This window comes from Methylobacterium sp. AC690 (genome assembly GCF_979256535.1).
The window spans coordinates 19,945-37,887 of sequence record NZ_CEEDOX010000029.1 but is presented as its reverse complement, the minus strand read 5'-3'; the positions used below and the strand labels follow the sequence as shown (position 1 = coordinate 37,887).

The following is a 17,943-nucleotide window of genomic DNA, read 5'->3' as shown; positions in this document are numbered from 1 at the left end:
GCCGCCGCCCGCTCCGACATGTTCCTCGACCCCCGGGGCGAGCCCGATCGCGCCGCCTCGACCCGGACCGGCAAGGCGGTGGGCGTGCCCGGCACCGTGCGGGGGCTGGCCGAGGCGCACCGCCTCTACGGCTCGGGCCGCTTCAGCCTGGCCGACCTGATCGCCCCGGCCGAGACGCTCGCCCGCGAGGGCATCCCGGTGGAGGCGGGCCTCGCGGACTCGCTGCCCCGCGCCGCCGGTCTGCTCGGCCGCTGGCCCTCCTCGCGCAAGATCTTCTTTGCCGGCGACAGACCCCTGGAGCGCGGTGAACGGCTGGTTCAGACCGATCTCGCCGACACCCTCGCGGCCATCGCCAAATCCGGCCCCGACGCCTTCCACACCGGGCCCATCGCCGAGCGCATCGCCGCCGCCGTCCGGGGCGCGGGCGGCGTGATGACGGCCGAGGACCTGGCCGCCTACCGCCCCGTGCTGCGGGAGCCCGTGCGCGGCACCTACCGGGGCTACGCCATCGCCTCGATGCCGCCGCCGAGCTCCGGCGGCATCCACCTCATCGAGATCCTGAACGTGCTGGAGGGCTTCGACCTCGCCCGCATGGGAGCCGGCAGCGCCGATGCCCTCCACATTCTGGCCGAGGCGATGAAGCCGGCCTACGCCGACCGGGCGACCTGGCTCGGCGACCCCGCCCGCACGCAGGTGCCGGTGGAGGGCCTGATCGCCAAGCCCTACGCGGCCACCGTGCGGGCCGGGATCGATCCCGCCCGCGCTCGCCCCGCCGCCGAGGTCAAGGCGGGCGATCCCCTCCCCTTCGAGTCCGACCAGACCACGCATTTCTCCGTCGTGGACGCTGCCGGCAACGCCGTCTCGAACACCACCACTCTGAACTTCTCCTACGGGCTCGGCCTCGTGGCGGAGGGCACCGGCGTGCTCCTGAACAACGAGATGGACGATTTCTCCGCCAAGCCCGGTGCCCTCAACGCTTACGGTCTCGTCGGCAGCGTCGCCAACGCGGTCTCCCCCGGGGCCAGGCCGCTCTCGTCGATGACTCCCGCCTTCGTCTTCCGCGACGGCCGGCTCGTCCTGGTGACGGGCAGCCCCGGCGGCAGCCGCATCATCTCGACGGTGCTGCAGGTCATCGTCAACGTGCTCGATTTCCGGATGAACCTGGCCGAGGCCGTGGCCGCGCCCCGCATCCACCACCAGTGGCAGCCGGACGTGCTGATGGCCGAGGAGGGCCTCTCCCCCGACACCCTGGCCCTGCTCAGGGCCCGCGGCCACACGGTCCGGGTCGGGGCGACCTCCGGCTCGGCCAACTCGGTGCAGGTCGGCGACGGGCTGCTGGCGGGCGCCGCCGATCCGCGCCAGCGCGGCACCCTGGCGGAGGGCGACTGAGGGGGCGGATAATCCCGCCCTCGGATGGTCTGGGACGAGATCGCACGCTACACGGGAGCTGGGCCGCGCCCTGTCCCGGGCTGTCTCATCCAGGTTCCCGATGCTCCTCGTCCGCTCCCTCGCGTTCAACCTCGCCTTCTACGTCGCCACCACCCTCATCGCGATCGGTGGACTGCCGACTCTCGTCTCCCGGCGGGGGGTGATCCGGCTGGCTCAGCTCTGGGGTCGGGTCACCCTGTGGCTCCTGCGGGTGGTGGGCGGCATCACGGTGGAGTTCCGGGGCGTCGAGAACATCCCGCCCGGCCCTCTCCTGGTGGCGGCCAAGCACCAGTCGGCCCTGGAGACCCTGGCCCTCGTCACGGCCTTTCCGGATTTCGCCTACATCCTCAAGCGCGAGCTGCTCTGGATCCCGCTGATCGGGTGGTTCCTCTCGCGCTCCGGCATGGTCGCCATCGACCGCAGCAAGGGCGCCCGGGCGATGGCCGCCATGAACGAGGCCGCCGCCCAGGCCATCCGGGACGAGCGCCAGCTCATCATCTTCCCCGAGGGCACCCGCCGCCCGCCCGGCGCGCCCCCCGCCTACAAGCTCGGCATCACCCACCTGTACGCCGCCCTCGGCGTGCCCTGCCTGCCGGTCGCCCTCAACACCGGCCTGCACTGGCCCCGCCGCCGCCTGATCCGCCGGCCCGGCACCTCGGTGATCGAGTTCCTGTCCCCGATCCCGCCGGGCCTGGACCGGGCGCGTTTCCTGGAGCTGGTCCAGGGCCGGATCGAGACCGCCTCCGACGCGCTGCTGGCCGCCGGCCGGAGCGAACTCGCGGCGGCGGGGCACCCGGTTCCGGAGGCCGTCCCGGCGTCCCCGGCCAAGGCCCATCGGAACGGATCGCCCGTCGCCTGAGGTGGTTCCCAGGGCCGTTTCGCCCCTGTGCACGACTTGTGGATAACTCCCGTCATCCCCATCTCATTGGAGGCCGAGGCGTCGTCCTTGACGCCAACGAACCGTTAAGATTAATGTGGAACAAATGGCGAACAAGAGAGCCCTGTCCTGGTCGGCCGCACTTCGCGACCTGAAGGACGATCGAGCCCGGAGACAGGAAGTGCGCGAGGAACGCCTGAGGACGACGGCCGGTCTGCGGGGGACCCCCGCCCTGGTGCTGAGCGCCTGGCGCGGCCGGTCCGGCCGCCGCTACGTGGTCGGCATCCACGAGTTGGCCGAGCCCGAGCTCGACGACATGGGCGAGGCCGTGGTGATGGCTGTGCGCCGCGACGCCTCGGGTGTCGGCGAACTGGTCTCGGTCGCCTCCGCCGGGCAGAGCCCGCGGGAACGCCTGCATCGGAACTGGATCGCCCGGGCCCGGCACAAGGGCGCGACCGAGATGCACGTCCACCGGCTGGCCGAGGACGAGGCCGAGCGCGAGGCCATCGTGGCCGATCTCGGCAGCGAGCAGAAGGCCGACGCCGCGAACTGATCGCGGCGGAGCGCTCGCTCCGCTGACTTCACGGCTTCGCGTTTTGCGGCGCCATGGCGGCCCTGCCATGCTTTCGCCGCCGAGACCCTGCCAAGCCTTGCACCCGGGCTGCCCCGACGAGGGCCGCAGGCCCGTGACGCGAGCGCAGGATACCGACACGCGATGGCGCAGAGCCCGACTCCGACCCGTCCCCACTCGCGCAAGGGGCTGTTCCTTCCCTACATTCTCCTCGCCGTCCTCGTGATCGCCTGGTCGCTCGGATGGTTCTACATCCGCCACCGGGCCGCCTCCGAGATGGATGGCTGGATCGCCCAGGAAGCGGCCGCGGGCCGGACCTGGACCTGCGCCGACCGCAGCATCACCGGCTACCCGTTCCGCATCGAACTGCGCTGCGCCTCCCTGGCCTTCAGCCGCTCCGACAGCCGCTTCACCCTCGGCCCGGTCACGGCCGTGACCCAGGTCTACCAGCCCCGCCGAGGCATCCTCGAGGTCGGGGGCCCGTTCCACGTCGAGCAGGGCGACCTCACGGCGGACGCGACCTGGACCTCCCTGGAGGGCAGCTTCCACGGCGCGTCCGACGGCTTCGTGCGTGCCTCCGTGGTGGCCGACGGCGCCAAGGGCGTGGTGCGCGGCACCGGCCCGGAGCCGATCGCGTTCGAGACCCAGCACTTCGAGCTCCACGCCCGTCCGACCCCGGGACGCTTCGAATCGGAGGGAGCCGTCGACACCAGCCTGCGGGTGAACCGCATCCGCCTGCCCCTGGTCGACGCCGCCCTCGGCAATGCCGATCCGGCCGATCTCGCCCTCGACGCCACCGTGAGCCGCGCCACCAGCCTCGACACCGGCACCGTGGCGAAGGAGCTGGAGGATTGGCGCCAGGCCGGCGGCGGCCTCGACATCGCGCTCCTCTCCCTCGCCAAGGGCGAGCGCCGGCTCCAGGCGAAGGGCCGCCTCGATCTCGACACCGCGCACCGGCTCCAGGGCCAGCTCGACCTGCGCGCGGCCGGCGTCGAGGCGCTGGTCGGCCAGGTCATGGGCCAGCGCTTCGGGGCCGAGAAGGGCGCGCTGATCGGCAGCCTCGTCGGCCAACTCCTCGGCCGCCGCAGCCAGGCCAGTGCCGAGGCGGGCGTCGCGGCCCCGGCCGACGATGCCCTCAAGCCCCTGCCGCCCCTGCGCCTCGCCGAGGGCCGCCTGATGCTGGGGCCGTTTCCGATCCCCAACGTACAGCTGCCACCGCTCTACTGAGCGGCCGCCCGCGCCGGGGGGACGAGCCTCAGGCCGCGGGGTCGCTCGGGCGGCCGCGGCCGAAATCGGCCTCGGCCGTCTCCTGGCCCATGGCGACGATGCCCCGGCGGATGGCGCGGGTGCGGGTGAAGAGGTCGTGCAGGGCCTCGCCGTCGCCCCAGCGGATCGCCCGGGCCAGCGCCGCCAGGTCCTCGTTGAAGCGCCCCAGCATCTCCAGCACCGCATCCTTGTTGGTCAGGAACACGTCCCGCCACATGGTCGGGTCGGAGGCGGCGATGCGGGTGAAGTCGCGGAAGCCGCCGGCGGAGAACTTGATCACCTCGGACTGGGTCACCGCCTCGAGGTCGGCGGCGGTGCCGACGATGTTGTAGGCAATGAGGTGCGGCACGTGGCTGGTGATGGCCAGGACGAGGTCGTGATGCTCCGGGGTCATCGTCTCGACGATGGCGCGCAGACCCTCCCAGAAGGCCTGGACCCGCGCGGTCGCGGCCGGATCGGTGTCCGCGGCGGGGGTGAGGATGCACCAGCGCCCGGAGAACAGGGTCGAGAAACCCGCATCCGGGCCGGAATACTCGGTGCCGGCCACGGGGTGGGCCGGCACGAACGGGACGCCGGCGGGCAGGTGCGGCGTGACGGCCGCCACCACCGAGGCCTTGACCGAGCCGACATCCGACACGATGGCGCCCGGCTTCAGGGCCGGCCCCATGATCTCCGCCACCGCGCCGACGGCGCCCACCGGCACGCACAGGATGACCAAATCGGCCTCCGCCACGCCGGCGGCGAGGTCGTCGGTGGCGATGTCCGTGAGGCCGAGCGCGCGCACGCGCTCCAGCACCGCGGCATCGCGGTCGACGGCGACGATGCGCCGGGCGAGGCCGAACTGCCGGGCGCCCCGGGCGATCGAGGAACCGATCAGCCCGAGGCCGACGATGGCCAGGGTCTCCAGGGGAGGCGCGTCGCTCTCAGCCACGGCTCTCGCCCCGCACGAAGGCGGTCAGGCCGTCGAGGAAGGCGGTGTTCGCCTCCGCGCCGCCGATGGTGACGCGCAGGGCGTGGGGCAGCCCGTAGGACGAGACCCGCCGGGTGATGACGCCCCGGGCGGAGAGGAACGTGTCGGCCTCGGCGGCCGTCCGGCCCGGCGCGTCGGGGAAGTGGACGAGGATGAAGTTCGCGACGCTCGGGGTCACGGTGAGGCCGAGCTCCTGCACGGCCTGCGTCATCGCGGCGAGCCAGGTGTCGTTGTGGGCGACGGCCGCGGCCACGTGCACGTCGTCCGCAATGGCGGCGGCGCCCGCGGCGATGCCGGCTCCCGACAGGTTGAAGGGTCCCCGGATGCGGTTGACCGCGTCGACCACCTCGGCGGGGCCGACCATCCAGCCGATGCGGAGGGCGGCCAGCCCGTGGATCTTCGAGAAGGTCCGGGTCATCACGACGTTGTTAGCCTCCAGCACGAGGTCGAGGCCGGCGCTGTAGTCGTTCGCCCGCACGTATTCCGCGTAGGCGCCGTCGAGGACGAGGAGGACGTGGGGCGGCAGGCCCGCATGCAGGCGCCGGATCGCGTCGAAGGGCAGGTAGGTGCCGGTCGGGTTGTTGGGGTTGGCGAGGTAGACGATCTTGGTGCGCGGCGTGACGGCGGCCAGCAGCGCGTCGACATCGGCGCGCAGGTCGCGCTCCGCCACCACCACGGGCGTGCCGCCCGCGGCCAGGATCGCGATCCGGTAGACCAGGAAGCCGTGCTCGGTGAAGATCCCCTCGTCGCCGGCCCCGAGATAGGCGTAGGCCAGGAAGGACAGGAGCTCGTCCGAGCCCGCGCCGCAGACGATCCGCGCCGGGTCGAGGCCGTAGCGGGTGGCGATCGCCTCGCGCAGCACCCGCGCGGTGCCCTCCGGGTAGAGTTCGAGCTTGGCCGCTTCCGCCCGCATCGCCGCCACCGCCTTCGGGCTCGGGCCGAGCGGGGTCTCGTTCGAGGAGAGCTTGTGCACCTTGGCATGGCCGGGCGCGCCGCTCTTGCCGGGCACGTAGGCCTCGATGGCGAGAACGCCGGGACGGGGCACCGGGCGTGCGGGAGCGACGGGGGTGGAGGATATGGACGAGGACATGGAGGTGGACCTGGCGGCCGCCGGTGGATCGGCGAAGCGCCCGTCTAACAAAGCTGGCCCGGCTTTGCGAGCGGGCCCTGTTCCGCGGACTCGCGCGCCTCGGACCTGCCCGCGCCGGACCTGCCCGCCTTAAACCCGGAAGCGGGCCGCGTGGCTGCCGATCTCCTCGAGGGTCTCGGGCGCGGCGCCCGCCCGGGTCAGGGCCTCGTGCAGCTGTCGGGCGCTGACCCCGCCGGGGACGGCGAGGAGCAGGCCGTGGCCGCCCGGCCCCGGAGCGCGGGCGACGACCTCGCCGTAGAGGTCCTGCAGGGCGCGCATGGCCTCCGGCTCCCAGGCGGCGACGCGGGTGGCGTGCAGGACCCAGTCGCGCTGGGCCGCGGCCGGATCGTCCAGCGGGTTCGAGACCACGAAGACCGGGGTGCCGGCCGGGTGGGTGGGCCGCTCGATGAAGGGCAGGCGCGCGATGACCTTGGGCCGGCCCGCGCCGACGAGCCCTTCCCACCAGGGCGCGGCCTCGGTCGACGGGCCCGAGCCGTCGGGATCGAGGCGGAAGATGCCGAGGTCGCCGCGGGAGGCGGCCACCGCCTCGATCACCGCGAGACAGGTGGGGTGGGGCCGGTAGGGCACCGTGAAGCCGAAGTGGAAGCGGGCGGAATCGCGCATCGGCGCATCCCCGCCCGAGATGTCGGCATGGACCGAGAACGGCGCCTGCACGTAGGTGAAGGTGGCGATGATGACGCGCCAGATCCCCTCCACGGTGTCGAGGGGCAGGAGCCCGCGATGGCGCTCGGCGACGCGCCGCATCATCGAGGCCTCGCGCCCGGGCCGGAAAGCCGAGCCGCTGGCCGAGGTGCGCTTGACCGCGATCAGCCGGTCGATGATCGACCCGCGCTGGATCAGCAGGGCATGCATCTCGGCGTCGATCCGATCGATCTCGGCGCGCAGGTCGCCGAGGTTGTCGAGGGGCGGCGCGGGTCTGGTCGTGAAGCGCATCGGGGGCTCGCGCGGGTGCGGTGGGCGGGTGCGGTGGGGACGATCGGGGGAGCCGGCGCCGGGGTCTCGCCTCCCAGGCGCCGGCTCCCGGTCTACGATCGCGCGCGCCGAAGGGCCAGAGCCGTTTGCCCGGAACCGGATCGACCGGGTGCTTCTGAAACCGAGGGGCGCCCCGGGTGCGGGCCAAGCGTGGCGCGGGCGCCCTTTCGTTGACGCGTGAGGGAGCGCACACTACCTGAACGCCTCACGACGCATGGTCTTCTGTGCGGATGGCACGCCGAGCCGTCCCTTCCGTCCCGCCCGGACCGACGCGCCGTCTCCTCCAACCCGTTTCATGACCATGTCGCTGGATACCGCCCTCAAGCCAGGCACGCCCGAAGACGAATCGGCGCGCGCCGACGCGCCGGGCGCCGAGCTGTCCCAGGCCCGCGAGCCCAGGGGCCTCGTGGCGCAGTTCGGCCTGGACGAGCCCCTGGCGATGGATGCCGGCGTGCAGCTCGCGCCCTTCCAGATCGCCTACCAGACGGCGGGTACCCTCAACGCGGACCGCTCCAACGCCGTCCTGATCTGCCACGCGCTCACGGGCGACCAGCACTTCGCCCACACCCATCCGGTGACGGGCAAGCGCGGCTGGTGGGAGACCCTGGTGGGGCCGGGCAAGCCCGTGGACACCGACCGCTACTTCGTCGTCTGCTCGAACGTCATCGGCTCGTGCATGGGCTCCACCGGCCCGGCCTCGATCGATCCAGCCACGGGCCGGGCCTACGGCCTCGACTTCCCGCTGGTGACCATCCGCGACATGGTCCGGGCGCAGGCCATGCTGCTCGACCGGCTCGGCATCCGCGACCTGTTCCTCTGCATCGGCGGCTCCATGGGCGGCATGCAGGTGCTGCAATGGGCGGCGAGCTACCCCGAGCGGGTCTTCGCCGCGATGCCGATCGCCACGGGGCCCCGCCACTCGGCGCAGAACATCGCCTTCCACGAGGTCGGCCGGCAGGCGATCATGGCCGATCCCGCCTGGGCGGAGGGGCGCTACCTCGAGGCCGGCACCCGGCCGGCCAAGGGCCTCGGCGTCGCCCGCATGGGCGCACACATCACCTACCTGTCGGAGCCGGCCCTGCACCGCAAGTTCGGCCGCCGCTTCCAGGGCGGCTCGGCACCGACCTTCTCGTTCAATGCCGACTTCCAGATCGAGAGCTACCTGCGGCACCAGGGCCTGAGCTTCGTCGAGCGCTTCGACGCCAACGCCTATCTCTACCTCACCCGGGCGATGGACTATTTCGACCTCGCGGCCGACCAGGGCGGCGTGCTGGCCAAAGCCTTCAAGGGCACCAGGACCCGGTTCTGCGTGATCTCCTTCACCTCCGACTGGCTGTTCCCGACGTCCGAATCCCGCGCCATCGTCCATGCCCTGAACGCGGCCTCCGCCCCGGTCGCCTTCGTGGAGGTCGAGAGCGACAAGGGTCACGACGCCTTCCTCCTCGACGAGCCGGCGATGTTCGCCGCCGCGCGCGGCTACATCGACGCCGCCGCCCGGGCCCGCGGCCTGTGACGGGATCGGGGATGTCCGCCCACCGGCCCTGGGAAGCGGCGGAGACGCTGCCCCACGGCGAGGCCGGCAGCACCCGGGTCGACCACCTCGTGGTGCTCGACCTCGTGCCGGCGAACGCCCGGGTCCTCGACATCGGCTGCGGCGACGGCGCCCTGCTCGCCCTGCTCCGTGACCGGCGCGGCGTCGATGGGCGCGGCATCGAGCTGTCGCGGGAAGGCGTGAACGCCTGCCTCGCCCGGGGCCTGCCGGTGATCCAGGGGGATGCCGACACCGATCTGGCGAACTATCCCGATGACGCCTTCGACGTGGTCGTCCTGTCCCAGACCATCCAGGCGACGCGCAACCCCCGCATCGTGCTGGAGCACCTGCTGCGCATCGGCCGGCAGGTCATCATCTCGTTCCCGAATTTCGGCCACTGGCGGGTGCGCTCCGAGCTGGCCCTGCGCGGCCGCATGCCGGTCACGGCCCTGATGCCCGAGGAATGGTACGAGACGCAGAACATCCATCACTGCACGATCCGCGACTTCGTCGGCCTGTGCCGGACGGTGAATGCCGAGATCGAGAAGGCCACCGCCCTCAATGCCAGCGGCCGGCCGATGCGCTTCGCGATGCCCTGGTGGGTCTGGAACCTGATGGGCGCGCAGGGCGTGTTCCTGCTGCGACGGGGCGGCACGAACGGCGACGCCAAGCCGGCGGTCTGATCCGCTGTTGCACGTGAAAACCCTTAACCCCGTGGGTCACGCCGGATGAGCAGGGTCGCGACCTCGTAGGTGACCTGCGCGCCCCTCGCCTCGAATGCGCGCAGCACCCGCCGCATCGCCCCCGGCGAGAGCGTCCGCGACGCCCCGGGCGTGCCGGCACCGATGGCCCGCAGCGAACCCAGGAAGGCGCGGCCATCGGCATGGGCCTCGACCACGGGTTCCGCGGAGACCGCGAGGGTGCAGCCGGGACAGGCCAGCGCGGCGAGGTCCCGGAGGGACGGATAGACGGGCGTCGCCGCCTTCAGGCCCAGCACCGCGTGCGCCGCCCGCCACTCGGCGAAGGTGCCCGCACTCAGCGTCGCCACCGCCAGCAGGCCCCCGGGCGCCAGCAGCGCAGCGAGGCCCGCCAGCGTTCCGGACAGATCCTCGAACCACTGCGCGGCGAGGCTCGACGCGATGAGGTCGAAGCCCGGCGCGCAGGCCGGCCGCTCGGCATCCATGACGACGAAGCGCAGGCCCGCCGTTCCGGCGAGACGGGTGCGGCAGCGCTGCACCATGGCCGGGGCGAGGTCCGAGGCGACGAGAACGCCCTTCGGCAGGCGCCGAAGCAGGTGCGCGGTCAGCAGGCCGGTGCCGCAGCCGATCTCGAGGATGCGCGGCTGCGGCGGCAGGGGCTCGGCTTCGAGGCGCCGGGCCAGGCGCTCCGCCACCAGGGCCTGGATCGTCGCTGCGCCGTCATAGCCCTCGGCCCCGTCGAAGGCCCGGGCCACGGCCTGTTTCCAGGAATGCATCGGGGCGATCGTCTGTGGCACGGGCAGGAACGTGGGGCGGTCGTCGTTCGGTCTGGTGGGCGCAAGGCGTCCGGGGCGCTTACGCCGCCAGGGCTTGTTCGATCATCCGTGCCACGGCGAGCGCCCGGCCGTCGTCGCCGAAGCGGGCGACGACCTGAACGCCCAGGGGCAGGCCGTCCCCGGGAACCGGGACGGTGACGCAGGGCACGCCCATCAGGGTCCAGAGCCGGTTGAAGCGCGCGTCGCCCGTGGTGCCGAGACCGGCGGGTGCCCGGCCCGGGGCCGACAGGGTCATGATCGCGTCGAACGCCCCGAACAGGTCCTTCAAGGCCCGCCGGGCACGGTGCGCCGCGCGGCGCGCCGCGTCGTACTGGGCGGCGACCAAGTCCTGGGCCGCGTCGAGCTGCTCGCCGAGTTCCGGGCTGAGCTGCGCCCGATGGTGGGCGTATTCCCAGGCCAGCGCCTGGCGGGCCTCGTAGTCCTGGATGACCGCGTGCTGCGCCCAGGCCTCCGGCAGCGGATCCGGCAGGACGAGGTCGACGAGCCGGGCGCCGGCAGCCTCGGCCGCGCGGGCGGCCCGGTGCAGGGCGCCCAAGGCGTCCGGGTCGGGGGCCTCCGCGAAGTCCTGGAGGCAGAGGCCGAGACGCGGGGCCCCGGGGGCCGCGTCGAGGTCCAGGGCGGGTCGGTCGGCGATCAGGCTCAGGCCCTGGGCGATGTCGCGGATGCCGGCCCCGAACAGGCCGACGGTGTCGAGGGCCCAGGAGAAGGTCTTCACGCCGACCGTCGGCAGGAGCCGGAACGAGGGCTTGATCGCCGCCACGCCGCAGAAGGCCGCCGGGCGGATCACCGAGCCGCCGGTCTGGGTGCCCAGCGCCAGGGGCACCATCCCGGCGGCGACCGCCGCGGCCGAGCCGGCCGAGGAGCCGCCGGGCGTGTGGCCGGGGTCGCGCGGGTTCACCGTCGCGGTGGGGTCGTGGCTGGCGAAGGGGGAGGTGCTGGTCTTGACCAGGGGCACGGCGCCCAGGGCCCGGAGCCGCGCCACGATGGCGGCATCCGCCTTGGGCTGCCAGCCGGCGTAGATCGGCGAGCCCATCTGCGTCGGCAGGTCGGCGGTGTCGATGATGTCCTTGACCCCCACGGCGATGCCCGCCAGCGGACCGGAGCCGGCGATCGCCGGAGCGGGATCTTGGCTGACGATCGCCCCGATGCCGGGGTCGCGGGCCGCGATGGCGGCCTCGGCGAGGCGGATGGCGCCGGCGGGGTCGAGGGTGCCGGCAGCGATGCGGGTGCGGAGATCGACGAGGGACAGCATGGGGGCTTGGTCCGGCCTCGGCCGCCGTCTGTCAACACCCGTCCACAGGGATGCCGCGCGCCGCCGCATCGTTGACGTAACGTTTACGGAACCCGGCGCATCGTCCGCATCATGTGGCGTAGCGTATTCGCGTTCTCGGCCCTGACGCTGTTCGGCGCGGGCCTCACCGGCTGTGCACTCAACAAGTTTGAGCAGCGCGAGGCGTGGCGTGACCAGACCGAGCAGGCCTGCAACGCCAAGCGTCTGGTCGAGACGACGGAGTTCGTCACCCCCATCAAGGAGATCAGCGGGCCGGGCGTCTGCGGCATGCTGCAGCCCTACCGCGTCACGCGCCTCGGGCGGGGCACCGTCGCCCTGAAGCAGCGGGTGACCCTGGCCTGCCCGGCCCTGACCGAGGCCGAGGCCTGGCTCGCCGACACGATCCAGCCCGCCGCGAACCTGTATTTCGGCCAGCCCGTGGCCGAGATCAACGCCGGCACCTATGCCTGCCGCGGCCGCAACAACCAGGCCGGCGCCAAGCTCTCCGAGCATTCCTTCGGCAATGCCCTCGACATCATGTCGTTCAAGCTCGCGGACGGGTACGTCATCACCGTGAAGGGCGGCTGGCGCGGCACCGAGGCCGAGCAGGGCTTCCTGCGCGAGGTCTTCCTCGGGGCCTGCGCCCGGTTCTCCACCGTGCTGGCGCCGGGCTCGAACGTGTTCCACTACGACCACATCCACGTCGACCTCGCCCGCCACGACCCCCGCGGCCTGCGCCGGATCTGCCAGCCGCTGATCAAGTTCACGCCGCAGCTCGGCGCCGACGGCGTCCCGCGCGCCACGGCCCGTCCCCGTCCGCCCGAGCGCCTGCCCGCCCCGCCGCAGGCCCCGATCGATGTCGAGGAGGACGATCCCTACGGCGTCACCCCGATGTCGGCGCGCCAGCCCGCCCGGGCCCCGGCCACGCAGCTCAGCCACGGATCGGCTCCCGTCCGCCCGCCCGCGCCGGCGGTGGCCTACGCCGCCGCCCCGCGGGGTCCGGTGCCGCGCGCCCCGGCGCCCCGGGTCGCGACCGCCCTCCCCCCGGAGGATTTCGCCGCCGAGCCGCTCTCGCTCGCCGCCCCCGGCCTCGCCGAACCGATCTACTGAAGGCCGCACCGGTCCCGCCTTCGGGGTGTGCCCGGCGCACCCCAGGGGCCGCGGAAAGCGACGCCGCCCCCGGCCTCATGCTTGACAGGGCGGGCCGAGCCGCCATCGTTCCGGGACGTGTCACGGACTCCAGCGGAACAAAGACGCCGGCATGCGCCCGAATCCCCTCTCCACCGCCTTCGCCCTCGGCCTCGTGCTGGCGGGCGCCCTCCAGCCGGCCCTCGCCCGCTCCGGCCGCGAGGAGATCACCCCGGCCGAGGAGCGCGAGTTCAACTACGACGCCGACATCCCCGGCTGCCAGGCTCCCGAGGTGCTGGAGCGGCTCTCGTCGCACTTCGCCGAGAAGGAGGCGAAGTTCTGGAACTCCTCCCTCACCATCCTGCGCTACGAGCACATCGAGCGCACGGCGTGGCGCCCCTGGGGCCTCGACTACGTCCCGCGCCGCTTCTGCAGCGCCGTGGCCACCACCTCCGACGGCATCCGCCGCAAGGTGGATTACTCGGTGCGCGACGGGCTCGGCATCATCGGGGCCGACTGGGGCATCGAGTTCTGCGTCCACGGCCTCGATCGCAACCTCGCCTACGCCTATTCCTCGGCCTGCCGCGAAGCCCGTCCGTGAGCCCGAGCGCCGGGCGCCGGAACGCAGGGCGTCTCGCCTCGGCCGCCTTGACGCTGGCGCTGGCGCTGGCCCAGGGGGCCGCGGCTCCGCCGGCGATGGCGCAGGGCTTCGAGCGCGGCGGCACGCCGGGCACGTTCGACTTCTACGTCCTGGCCCTGTCCTGGTCGCCGACCTATTGCGAGGGGCCGGGTGCCCGGCGCGAGGCGGAAGGGCAGTGCCGTCCGGGCCGCGGACTCGGCTTCGTGGTGCACGGACTCTGGCCGCAATACACCCGCGGCTATCCCTCGAACTGCGCCTCGGTCGAGCGTTCGCCGACCCGGCAGGCGATCGAGGTGGCGGGCCAGGTCTATCCGAGCGAGGGCCTGGCGCGGCACGAGTGGCGCAGCCACGGCACCTGCTCGGGCCTCGATCCGGTCTCGTATTTCCAGGCGGCCCGCGACGCCCGGGCGGCGGTGACCATCCCGGACGCCTTCAAGGCCCCCGAGCGCGACACCCAGATGGCGCCGATCGACATCGCCCGACAGTTCGTGGCGGCCAACCGGGGCCTGCGCCCCGACATGATGTCGGTGACCTGCCGGGGCGGCCAGCTTCAGGAGGTCCGGATCTGCTTTGCCAAGGACCTGCGCGGCTTCACCCCCTGCCCCGAGGTGGCCCGCCAGAATTGCCGCGCCGGCGCGGTTGCCATCGACGCCGCGCGGTAGATGATGCCGCGCTTCGACCCCGGGCGGGACCGCCGGGGCGTGCGCTGAGACAGGCCCGGACCTCATGAATTACCGTCACGCCTTCCACGCCGGCAACTTCGCCGACGTCCTGAAGCACCTCGTGCTCAGCCGCGTGCTGGCCCATCTCTGCCTGAAGCCCACGGGGTTCCGGGCCATCGACACCCATGCGGGCCTCGGCTTCTACGACCTCACCGCCGACGAGGCCGGGCGTACGGGCGAGTGGCACGAGGGCTGGGGCCGTCTCGCGACGCCGTTTCCCGAGGCCGTGGAAATCTTGCTCGCCCCCTATCGCGAGGCGGTGGCGGCGGTCCAGGCCCGGCACGGGGCCGACACCTATCCGGGCTCGCCCGCGCTCATCCGCGAGTTCCTGCGCCCCAGCGACCAGGGCGTCTTCGTGGAGCTGCACCCGGCCGATGCCGAGACCCTGCGGGCGCGCTTCAACCAGGATTCCCTGTCGAAGGTGATGCATCTCGACGGCTGGACGGCGCTCAATGCGATGATCCCGCCCCCGGAGCGCCGCGGCCTCGTCCTGATCGACCCGCCCTACGAGGAGCTCGGCGAGATCGACCGTCTCGGGGCCGCCCTCGCCAAGGCGGCGCGCAAGTGGCCGACCGGCATCTATCTCGGCTGGTACCCGATCAAGGACGTCGCCAAGGTCGACCATATGGTGGCCCAGCTCGACCGGGACCTCGCCCGCCCGGCCCTGCGCCTCGACCTGATGGTCTCCGAGCCCGACCCGACCCGGCTCAACGGCACCGGCCTCGTGGTCATCAACCCGCCCTGGCGCCTCGGCGAGGAGGCGATGCTGTTCCTGCCGGCCCTGGCCGAGCGCCTGGCCCGTACCGATTACGGCGCGTTCCGGTGCGAGGCCTTCGGCGCGCAGAGCTGAAACCCGGACGCCCGAGCGTCAGGCGACCAGGCGCCCCTCCAGGGGGAACACCTTGGCGGGGTTCATGAGCCAGTGCGGGTCGAAGACGTTGCGCACCCGCATCTGCTGCTCGAGATCCGCCTGGGCGTACTGGAAGCGCATCAGCTCGCGCTTCTCGATGCCGACGCCGTGCTCGCCCGTGAGGCAGCCGCCGACCTCGACGCAGAGCTTGAGGATCTCGTCGCCGGCCGCCTCCGCCTTCTCCATCTCGCCCGGCTTGTTGATGTCGAACAGGATCAGCGGGTGCAGGTTGCCGTCGCCGGCATGGAACACGTTGGCGACGCGCAGACCCTTCTCGGCGCAGATCGCCCCGATGCGCTCCAGCACCCCGGGGAGCTGCCCGGTGGGGATGGTGCCGTCCATGCAGATGTAGTCCGAGATCCGGCCGGTGGCGCCGAAGGCGGACTTGCGGCCCTTCCAGATCGCGGCGCTCTCGGCCTCGGATTTCGAGACCCGGATGCTGGTCGGGTTGAAGTCGCTGGCGATGGCCTCGATGCGGGCGAGCATCGCCGTGCACTCGGCGTCCGACCCCTCGACCTCGATGATCAGCATGGCCTCGGCGTCGCGCGGGTAGCCGGCCTGGGCGAAATCCTCGGTGATCAGGATCGCCTCGCGGTCCATGTACTCGATCGCCACCGGGATGATGCCGGCCCCGATGATCGCCGCCGTGCAGGCGCCCGCATCCTCCACGGAGCCGAACCCGACCAGGGCCGGGCGCGCGCCCTCCGCCGCCCGCAGGATGCGCACGGTGGCCTCGGTGACGATGCCGAGCTGTCCCTCCGAGCCGCAGACCAGGCCGAGGAGGTCGTAGCCCGGCGCGTCGAGATGCTCGCCCCCGATCGTCACCACGGTGCCGTCGTTCATCACCAGGGTGACGCCCAGGAGGTTGTTGGTGGTCACCCCGTACTTGAGGCAATGCGCCCCGCCGGAATTCATCGCGATGTTGCCCGCGATGGTGCAGGCGAGCTGGCTCGAAGGGTCGGGGGCGTAGAAGAAGCCCTCGTGGCTGACGGCCCCCGAGATGGCGAGGTTGGTGATGCCGGCCTCGACCCGCGCGGTGCGGTTCTCGAAATCGATGTCGAGGATGCGGTTCATCTTCGAGATGCCGAGGATCACCGCATCCTCCTGTGCAATGGCGCCCCCCGCCAGCGAGGTGCCGGCGCCCCGCGGCACCACCCGGACGCCGTTGGCGTGGCAGAACGCCATCACGGCCGAGACCTCGGCGGTCGTCGAGGGCAGCACCACGGCCAGGGGCATCTTGCGGTAGGCGGTGAGACCGTCGGTCTCGAAGGCGCGGCGCTCGTCCTCGGTGGTGACCAGGGCCTCCGGCGCGACCAGGGGGGCGAGGCCCGCGATGATCGCCTCGCGGCGGGCGACGATGGCGGCATCGGGCACGGGAAAGGCGATCGACATGGGCATGTCCTCCGGGGGCGCGCCCTCTTCATCATCCGCTCAGCCGGGATCGCCTATGAGGAAGCGGCGGTGAGAGACGGACAACGGAGGGTGCTTTGCGATGGACCCTAAAACAAACGCCGGCGCGGCGCATCCGGTTCTTGACGCCGAGTCTTGCTCTTGGCGCCGACCGCCGCGGCGGAACCGAACGCCGCCGGGGAAGCTTCCTTTGGCCGCAGCTCATCGCGTCCGACCTTGCGCGTTCCTGTCTCGATCTGTTCTAAACGGGTAAGCTCTGCCATAAGCCCAAGCGGCTGAAGCCGCTTCAAGGAGGAAAAACACGATGCGTCATGTCATGTTCGGCGCCGCCCTGGCCCTGCTGCTGCCTCTGTCGGCTCATGCCGAGGGCGATGCCGCCGCCGGCGAGAAGGCCTTCGCCCCCTGCAAGGCCTGCCACAACTTCGAGAAGAACGGCGTCGGCCCGACCCTGAAGGGCGTCGTGGGCGCGAAGGCCGGTGAAGGTGCCGACGGCTACGCCTTCTCGGCGGCCATGAAGAGCTCCGGCATCACCTGGGACGAGGCCAACCTCCACGAGTGGCTGACCGACCCGAAGAAGAAGATTCCGGGCACCAAGATGGTCTTCCCCGGCATCAAGGACCCCAAGAAGGTCGACGACGTCATCGCCTACCTCAAGACCAAGTCCTGATCTTCACCAAGTCCTGATCTTCATCGCGTCCTGATCCTCAGGGGTTGAGGCCCGGGTTGCGGGATCGGTCCGGCCTGCCCCACGGGGCCGGCCGAGATCCTTCGGCCCTGGCACGCGATCAGGAAGCCGTTTCCGCCCTGGCGGGAGCGGCTTTTTTCATGTCCGGCGCCTGTCAGGATCCGCGTCGCGCGGTCTCGGAGCCGCTCGCTCCCTCGGTCTCCGCGTCGAGACCGGCCTGGCCCTCGCCGAGGCCCGCATGCAGCGCGCCGCGCAGGTTCATCAGGATGTCGAGGAGCGCCCGCCGTCCGTCGAGATCGAGGCCGGTCAGGCCACCCACCTCGTCCGGCACGCATTCCATCCGGCCCCGCAGGGCCCGGCTCTTGTCGGTCAGGAAGATGCTCACCTGCCGCTCGTCGGCCCGGTCCCGGGCCCGCTTCACGTGGCCGGCCGCCTCGAGGCGCTTGAGCAGGGGCGTCAGGGTGCCGGAATCCAGGAACAGGCGCTGGCCGATCTCCTTGACGGTCATCCCCTCCTCCTCCCACAGGACCAGCAGGACGAGGTATTGCGGGTAGGTCAGGTCATGCGCGGCCAGGAGCGCGCGATAGGCGCGTCCGAAAGCATGGGCCGTGGCATAGACGGCAAAGCAGAGCTGGCTGTCCAGGCTCAGGGCGTCCGGGGTTTCCGGCTCTGCCACCGGCTCCCGAAGCGTGCGGGTCTGCCGTCCCGACATATTCGACTGTCCTTCACGATGTGCCGCGGGCCGAAATCGGGCCGCGGGTCCGATCTTATTCAAATTTCATATTGCGCACAATCAAGTTCTATGCGAGGAAATAACTAGGTTGTGCGCAATCGATATGGGCTGGCTCAGGCCGGACCGACGCGCCCGATCCCCTCGTT

At 72.1% G+C, this 17,943-nt stretch carries 18 protein-coding genes; 11 read left to right on the top strand and 7 right to left on the bottom strand.

Annotated elements, in window-relative coordinates; translation table 11 throughout:
- From ggt to AC0IY1_RS23865, 4 genes are all read left to right on the top strand, one after another.
- The coding region (gene ggt, locus AC0IY1_RS23880; protein WP_471772962.1) for a gamma-glutamyltransferase at positions 1 to 1,389 on the top strand (1,389 nt) is incomplete at its 5' end.
- Between the two features lie 100 nt (positions 1,390 to 1,489).
- Positions 1,490 to 2,287 (top strand): lysophospholipid acyltransferase family protein, encoded by a 798-nt coding sequence (locus tag AC0IY1_RS23875; RefSeq protein WP_471772960.1) that lies wholly within the window; start codon positions 1,490 to 1,492, stop codon positions 2,285 to 2,287.
- A gap of 124 nt (positions 2,288 to 2,411) precedes the next feature.
- The gene (locus tag AC0IY1_RS23870; protein WP_055946546.1) at positions 2,412 to 2,858 is read left to right on the top strand and encodes a hypothetical protein; all 447 of its coding nucleotides are present in this window, start codon (positions 2,412 to 2,414) and stop codon (positions 2,856 to 2,858) included.
- 162 nt (positions 2,859 to 3,020) lie between these two features.
- Complete coding sequence (locus tag AC0IY1_RS23865) at positions 3,021 to 4,103, top strand: DUF2125 domain-containing protein (protein ID WP_471772957.1); 1,083 nt, start codon at positions 3,021 to 3,023, stop codon at positions 4,101 to 4,103.
- Positions 4,104 to 4,131: 28 nt separating this feature from the next.
- On the opposite strand, the gene AC0IY1_RS23860 is transcribed toward AC0IY1_RS23865, so the two are convergent.
- The 3 genes from AC0IY1_RS23860 to AC0IY1_RS23850 form a co-directional block, all read right to left on the bottom strand.
- Positions 4,132 to 5,073 (bottom strand): prephenate/arogenate dehydrogenase family protein, encoded by a 942-nt coding sequence (locus AC0IY1_RS23860; protein WP_471772954.1) that lies wholly within the window; start codon positions 5,071 to 5,073, stop codon positions 4,132 to 4,134.
- Positions 5,066 to 6,202 carry a pyridoxal phosphate-dependent aminotransferase gene (locus AC0IY1_RS23855; RefSeq protein WP_471772951.1) on the bottom strand — a complete coding sequence of 379 codons (1,137 nt, stop codon included), beginning with the start codon at positions 6,200 to 6,202 and terminating at the stop codon, positions 5,066 to 5,068. The genes AC0IY1_RS23860 and AC0IY1_RS23855 overlap by 8 nt, the downstream gene beginning before the upstream one ends.
- Positions 6,203 to 6,331: 129 nt before the next feature.
- Positions 6,332 to 7,195 (bottom strand): chorismate mutase, encoded by an 864-nt coding sequence (locus AC0IY1_RS23850; protein ID WP_103708974.1) that lies wholly within the window; start codon positions 7,193 to 7,195, stop codon positions 6,332 to 6,334.
- Between the two features lie 334 nt (positions 7,196 to 7,529).
- On the opposite strand from AC0IY1_RS23850, the gene metX reads away from it, so the two are divergent.
- Together metX and metW are read left to right on the top strand one after the other, a co-directional pair.
- Positions 7,530 to 8,747, top strand: a complete 1,218-nt coding sequence (gene metX / locus AC0IY1_RS23845) for a homoserine O-acetyltransferase MetX (RefSeq protein WP_055946528.1) — start codon at positions 7,530 to 7,532, stop codon at positions 8,745 to 8,747.
- A gap of 11 nt (positions 8,748 to 8,758) precedes the next feature.
- On the top strand, positions 8,759 to 9,448 hold the full coding sequence (metW, locus tag AC0IY1_RS23840; protein ID WP_471772948.1) for a methionine biosynthesis protein MetW: 690 nt from the start codon (positions 8,759 to 8,761) through the stop codon (positions 9,446 to 9,448).
- A gap of 23 nt (positions 9,449 to 9,471) precedes the next feature.
- Here metW and AC0IY1_RS23835 read toward each other — a convergent pair whose 3' ends face one another.
- Together AC0IY1_RS23835 and AC0IY1_RS23830 are read right to left on the bottom strand one after the other, a co-directional pair.
- Positions 9,472 to 10,239, bottom strand: a complete 768-nt coding sequence (locus AC0IY1_RS23835; protein ID WP_471772946.1) for a methyltransferase domain-containing protein — start codon at positions 10,237 to 10,239, stop codon at positions 9,472 to 9,474.
- A gap of 79 nt (positions 10,240 to 10,318) precedes the next feature.
- A complete protein-coding gene (locus tag AC0IY1_RS23830) occupies positions 10,319 to 11,551 on the bottom strand; it encodes an amidase (RefSeq protein WP_471772943.1) in 1,233 nt (410 codons plus the stop codon).
- A 111-nt stretch (positions 11,552 to 11,662) separates the two neighbouring features.
- Between AC0IY1_RS23830 and AC0IY1_RS23825 the strand changes: the two genes are divergently transcribed.
- The 4 genes from AC0IY1_RS23825 (at position 11,663) to AC0IY1_RS23810 (ending at position 14,909) form a co-directional block, all read left to right on the top strand.
- A complete protein-coding gene (locus AC0IY1_RS23825; RefSeq protein ID WP_471772940.1) occupies positions 11,663 to 12,679 on the top strand; it encodes an extensin-like domain-containing protein in 1,017 nt (338 codons plus the stop codon).
- Between the two features lie 151 nt (positions 12,680 to 12,830).
- Positions 12,831 to 13,298, top strand: a complete 468-nt coding sequence (locus tag AC0IY1_RS23820; protein WP_055946514.1) for a hypothetical protein — start codon at positions 12,831 to 12,833, stop codon at positions 13,296 to 13,298.
- A 95-nt stretch (positions 13,299 to 13,393) separates the two neighbouring features.
- A complete protein-coding gene (locus AC0IY1_RS23815) occupies positions 13,394 to 13,999 on the top strand; it encodes a ribonuclease T2 family protein (protein WP_471772966.1) in 606 nt (201 codons plus the stop codon).
- Positions 14,000 to 14,063: 64 nt separating this feature from the next.
- Entirely contained in the window at positions 14,064 to 14,909 is an 846-nt protein-coding gene (locus AC0IY1_RS23810; RefSeq protein WP_471772938.1) for a 23S rRNA (adenine(2030)-N(6))-methyltransferase RlmJ, read from the top strand.
- Positions 14,910 to 14,927: 18 nt separating this feature from the next.
- Here the strand turns inward: AC0IY1_RS23810 and AC0IY1_RS23805 are convergent, their stop codons facing one another.
- Positions 14,928 to 16,361, bottom strand: a complete 1,434-nt coding sequence (locus AC0IY1_RS23805) for an FAD-linked oxidase C-terminal domain-containing protein (RefSeq protein ID WP_055946509.1) — start codon at positions 16,359 to 16,361, stop codon at positions 14,928 to 14,930.
- Between the two features lie 322 nt (positions 16,362 to 16,683).
- Between AC0IY1_RS23805 and AC0IY1_RS23800 the strand changes: the two genes are divergently transcribed.
- Positions 16,684 to 17,046, top strand: coding sequence for a c-type cytochrome (locus AC0IY1_RS23800; protein ID WP_055946506.1), 363 nt, complete (start codon positions 16,684 to 16,686; stop codon positions 17,044 to 17,046).
- Positions 17,047 to 17,218: 172 nt separating this feature from the next.
- Here AC0IY1_RS23800 and AC0IY1_RS23795 read toward each other — a convergent pair whose 3' ends face one another.
- Entirely contained in the window at positions 17,219 to 17,776 is a 558-nt protein-coding gene (locus tag AC0IY1_RS23795) for a MarR family winged helix-turn-helix transcriptional regulator (RefSeq protein ID WP_471772935.1), read from the bottom strand.
- Positions 17,777 to 17,943 lie beyond the last annotated feature (167 nt).

Excerpts from the sequence above, each read along its gene's own strand:
- AC0IY1_RS23850 (WP_103708974.1), bottom strand. The coding sequence starts at position 7,195 with ATGCGCTTCACGACCAGACCCGCGCCGCCCCTCGACAACCTCGGCGAC.
- AC0IY1_RS23830 (WP_471772943.1), bottom strand. The coding sequence starts at position 11,551 with ATGCTGTCCCTCGTCGATCTCCGCACCCGCATCGCTGCCGGCACCCTC.
- metX (WP_055946528.1), top strand. The coding sequence starts at position 7,530 with ATGACCATGTCGCTGGATACCGCCCTCAAGCCAGGCACGCCCGAAGAC.
- AC0IY1_RS23865 (WP_471772957.1), top strand. The coding sequence starts at position 3,021 with ATGGCGCAGAGCCCGACTCCGACCCGTCCCCACTCGCGCAAGGGGCTG.
- AC0IY1_RS23875 (WP_471772960.1), top strand. The coding sequence starts at position 1,490 with ATGCTCCTCGTCCGCTCCCTCGCGTTCAACCTCGCCTTCTACGTCGCC.
- metW (WP_471772948.1), top strand. The coding sequence starts at position 8,759 with ATGTCCGCCCACCGGCCCTGGGAAGCGGCGGAGACGCTGCCCCACGGC.
- AC0IY1_RS23825 (WP_471772940.1), top strand. The coding sequence starts at position 11,663 with ATGTGGCGTAGCGTATTCGCGTTCTCGGCCCTGACGCTGTTCGGCGCG.
- AC0IY1_RS23835 (WP_471772946.1), bottom strand. The coding sequence starts at position 10,239 with ATGCATTCCTGGAAACAGGCCGTGGCCCGGGCCTTCGACGGGGCCGAG.
- AC0IY1_RS23805 (WP_055946509.1), bottom strand. The coding sequence starts at position 16,361 with ATGTCGATCGCCTTTCCCGTGCCCGATGCCGCCATCGTCGCCCGCCGC.
- AC0IY1_RS23800 (WP_055946506.1), top strand. The coding sequence starts at position 16,684 with ATGCGTCATGTCATGTTCGGCGCCGCCCTGGCCCTGCTGCTGCCTCTG.
- AC0IY1_RS23815 (WP_471772966.1), top strand. The coding sequence starts at position 13,394 with ATGGCGCAGGGCTTCGAGCGCGGCGGCACGCCGGGCACGTTCGACTTC.
- AC0IY1_RS23820 (WP_055946514.1), top strand. The coding sequence starts at position 12,831 with ATGCGCCCGAATCCCCTCTCCACCGCCTTCGCCCTCGGCCTCGTGCTG.
- AC0IY1_RS23870 (WP_055946546.1), top strand. The coding sequence starts at position 2,412 with ATGGCGAACAAGAGAGCCCTGTCCTGGTCGGCCGCACTTCGCGACCTG.
- AC0IY1_RS23810 (WP_471772938.1), top strand. The coding sequence starts at position 14,064 with ATGAATTACCGTCACGCCTTCCACGCCGGCAACTTCGCCGACGTCCTG.
- AC0IY1_RS23795 (WP_471772935.1), bottom strand. The coding sequence starts at position 17,776 with ATGTCGGGACGGCAGACCCGCACGCTTCGGGAGCCGGTGGCAGAGCCG.
- AC0IY1_RS23855 (WP_471772951.1), bottom strand. The coding sequence starts at position 6,202 with ATGTCCTCGTCCATATCCTCCACCCCCGTCGCTCCCGCACGCCCGGTG.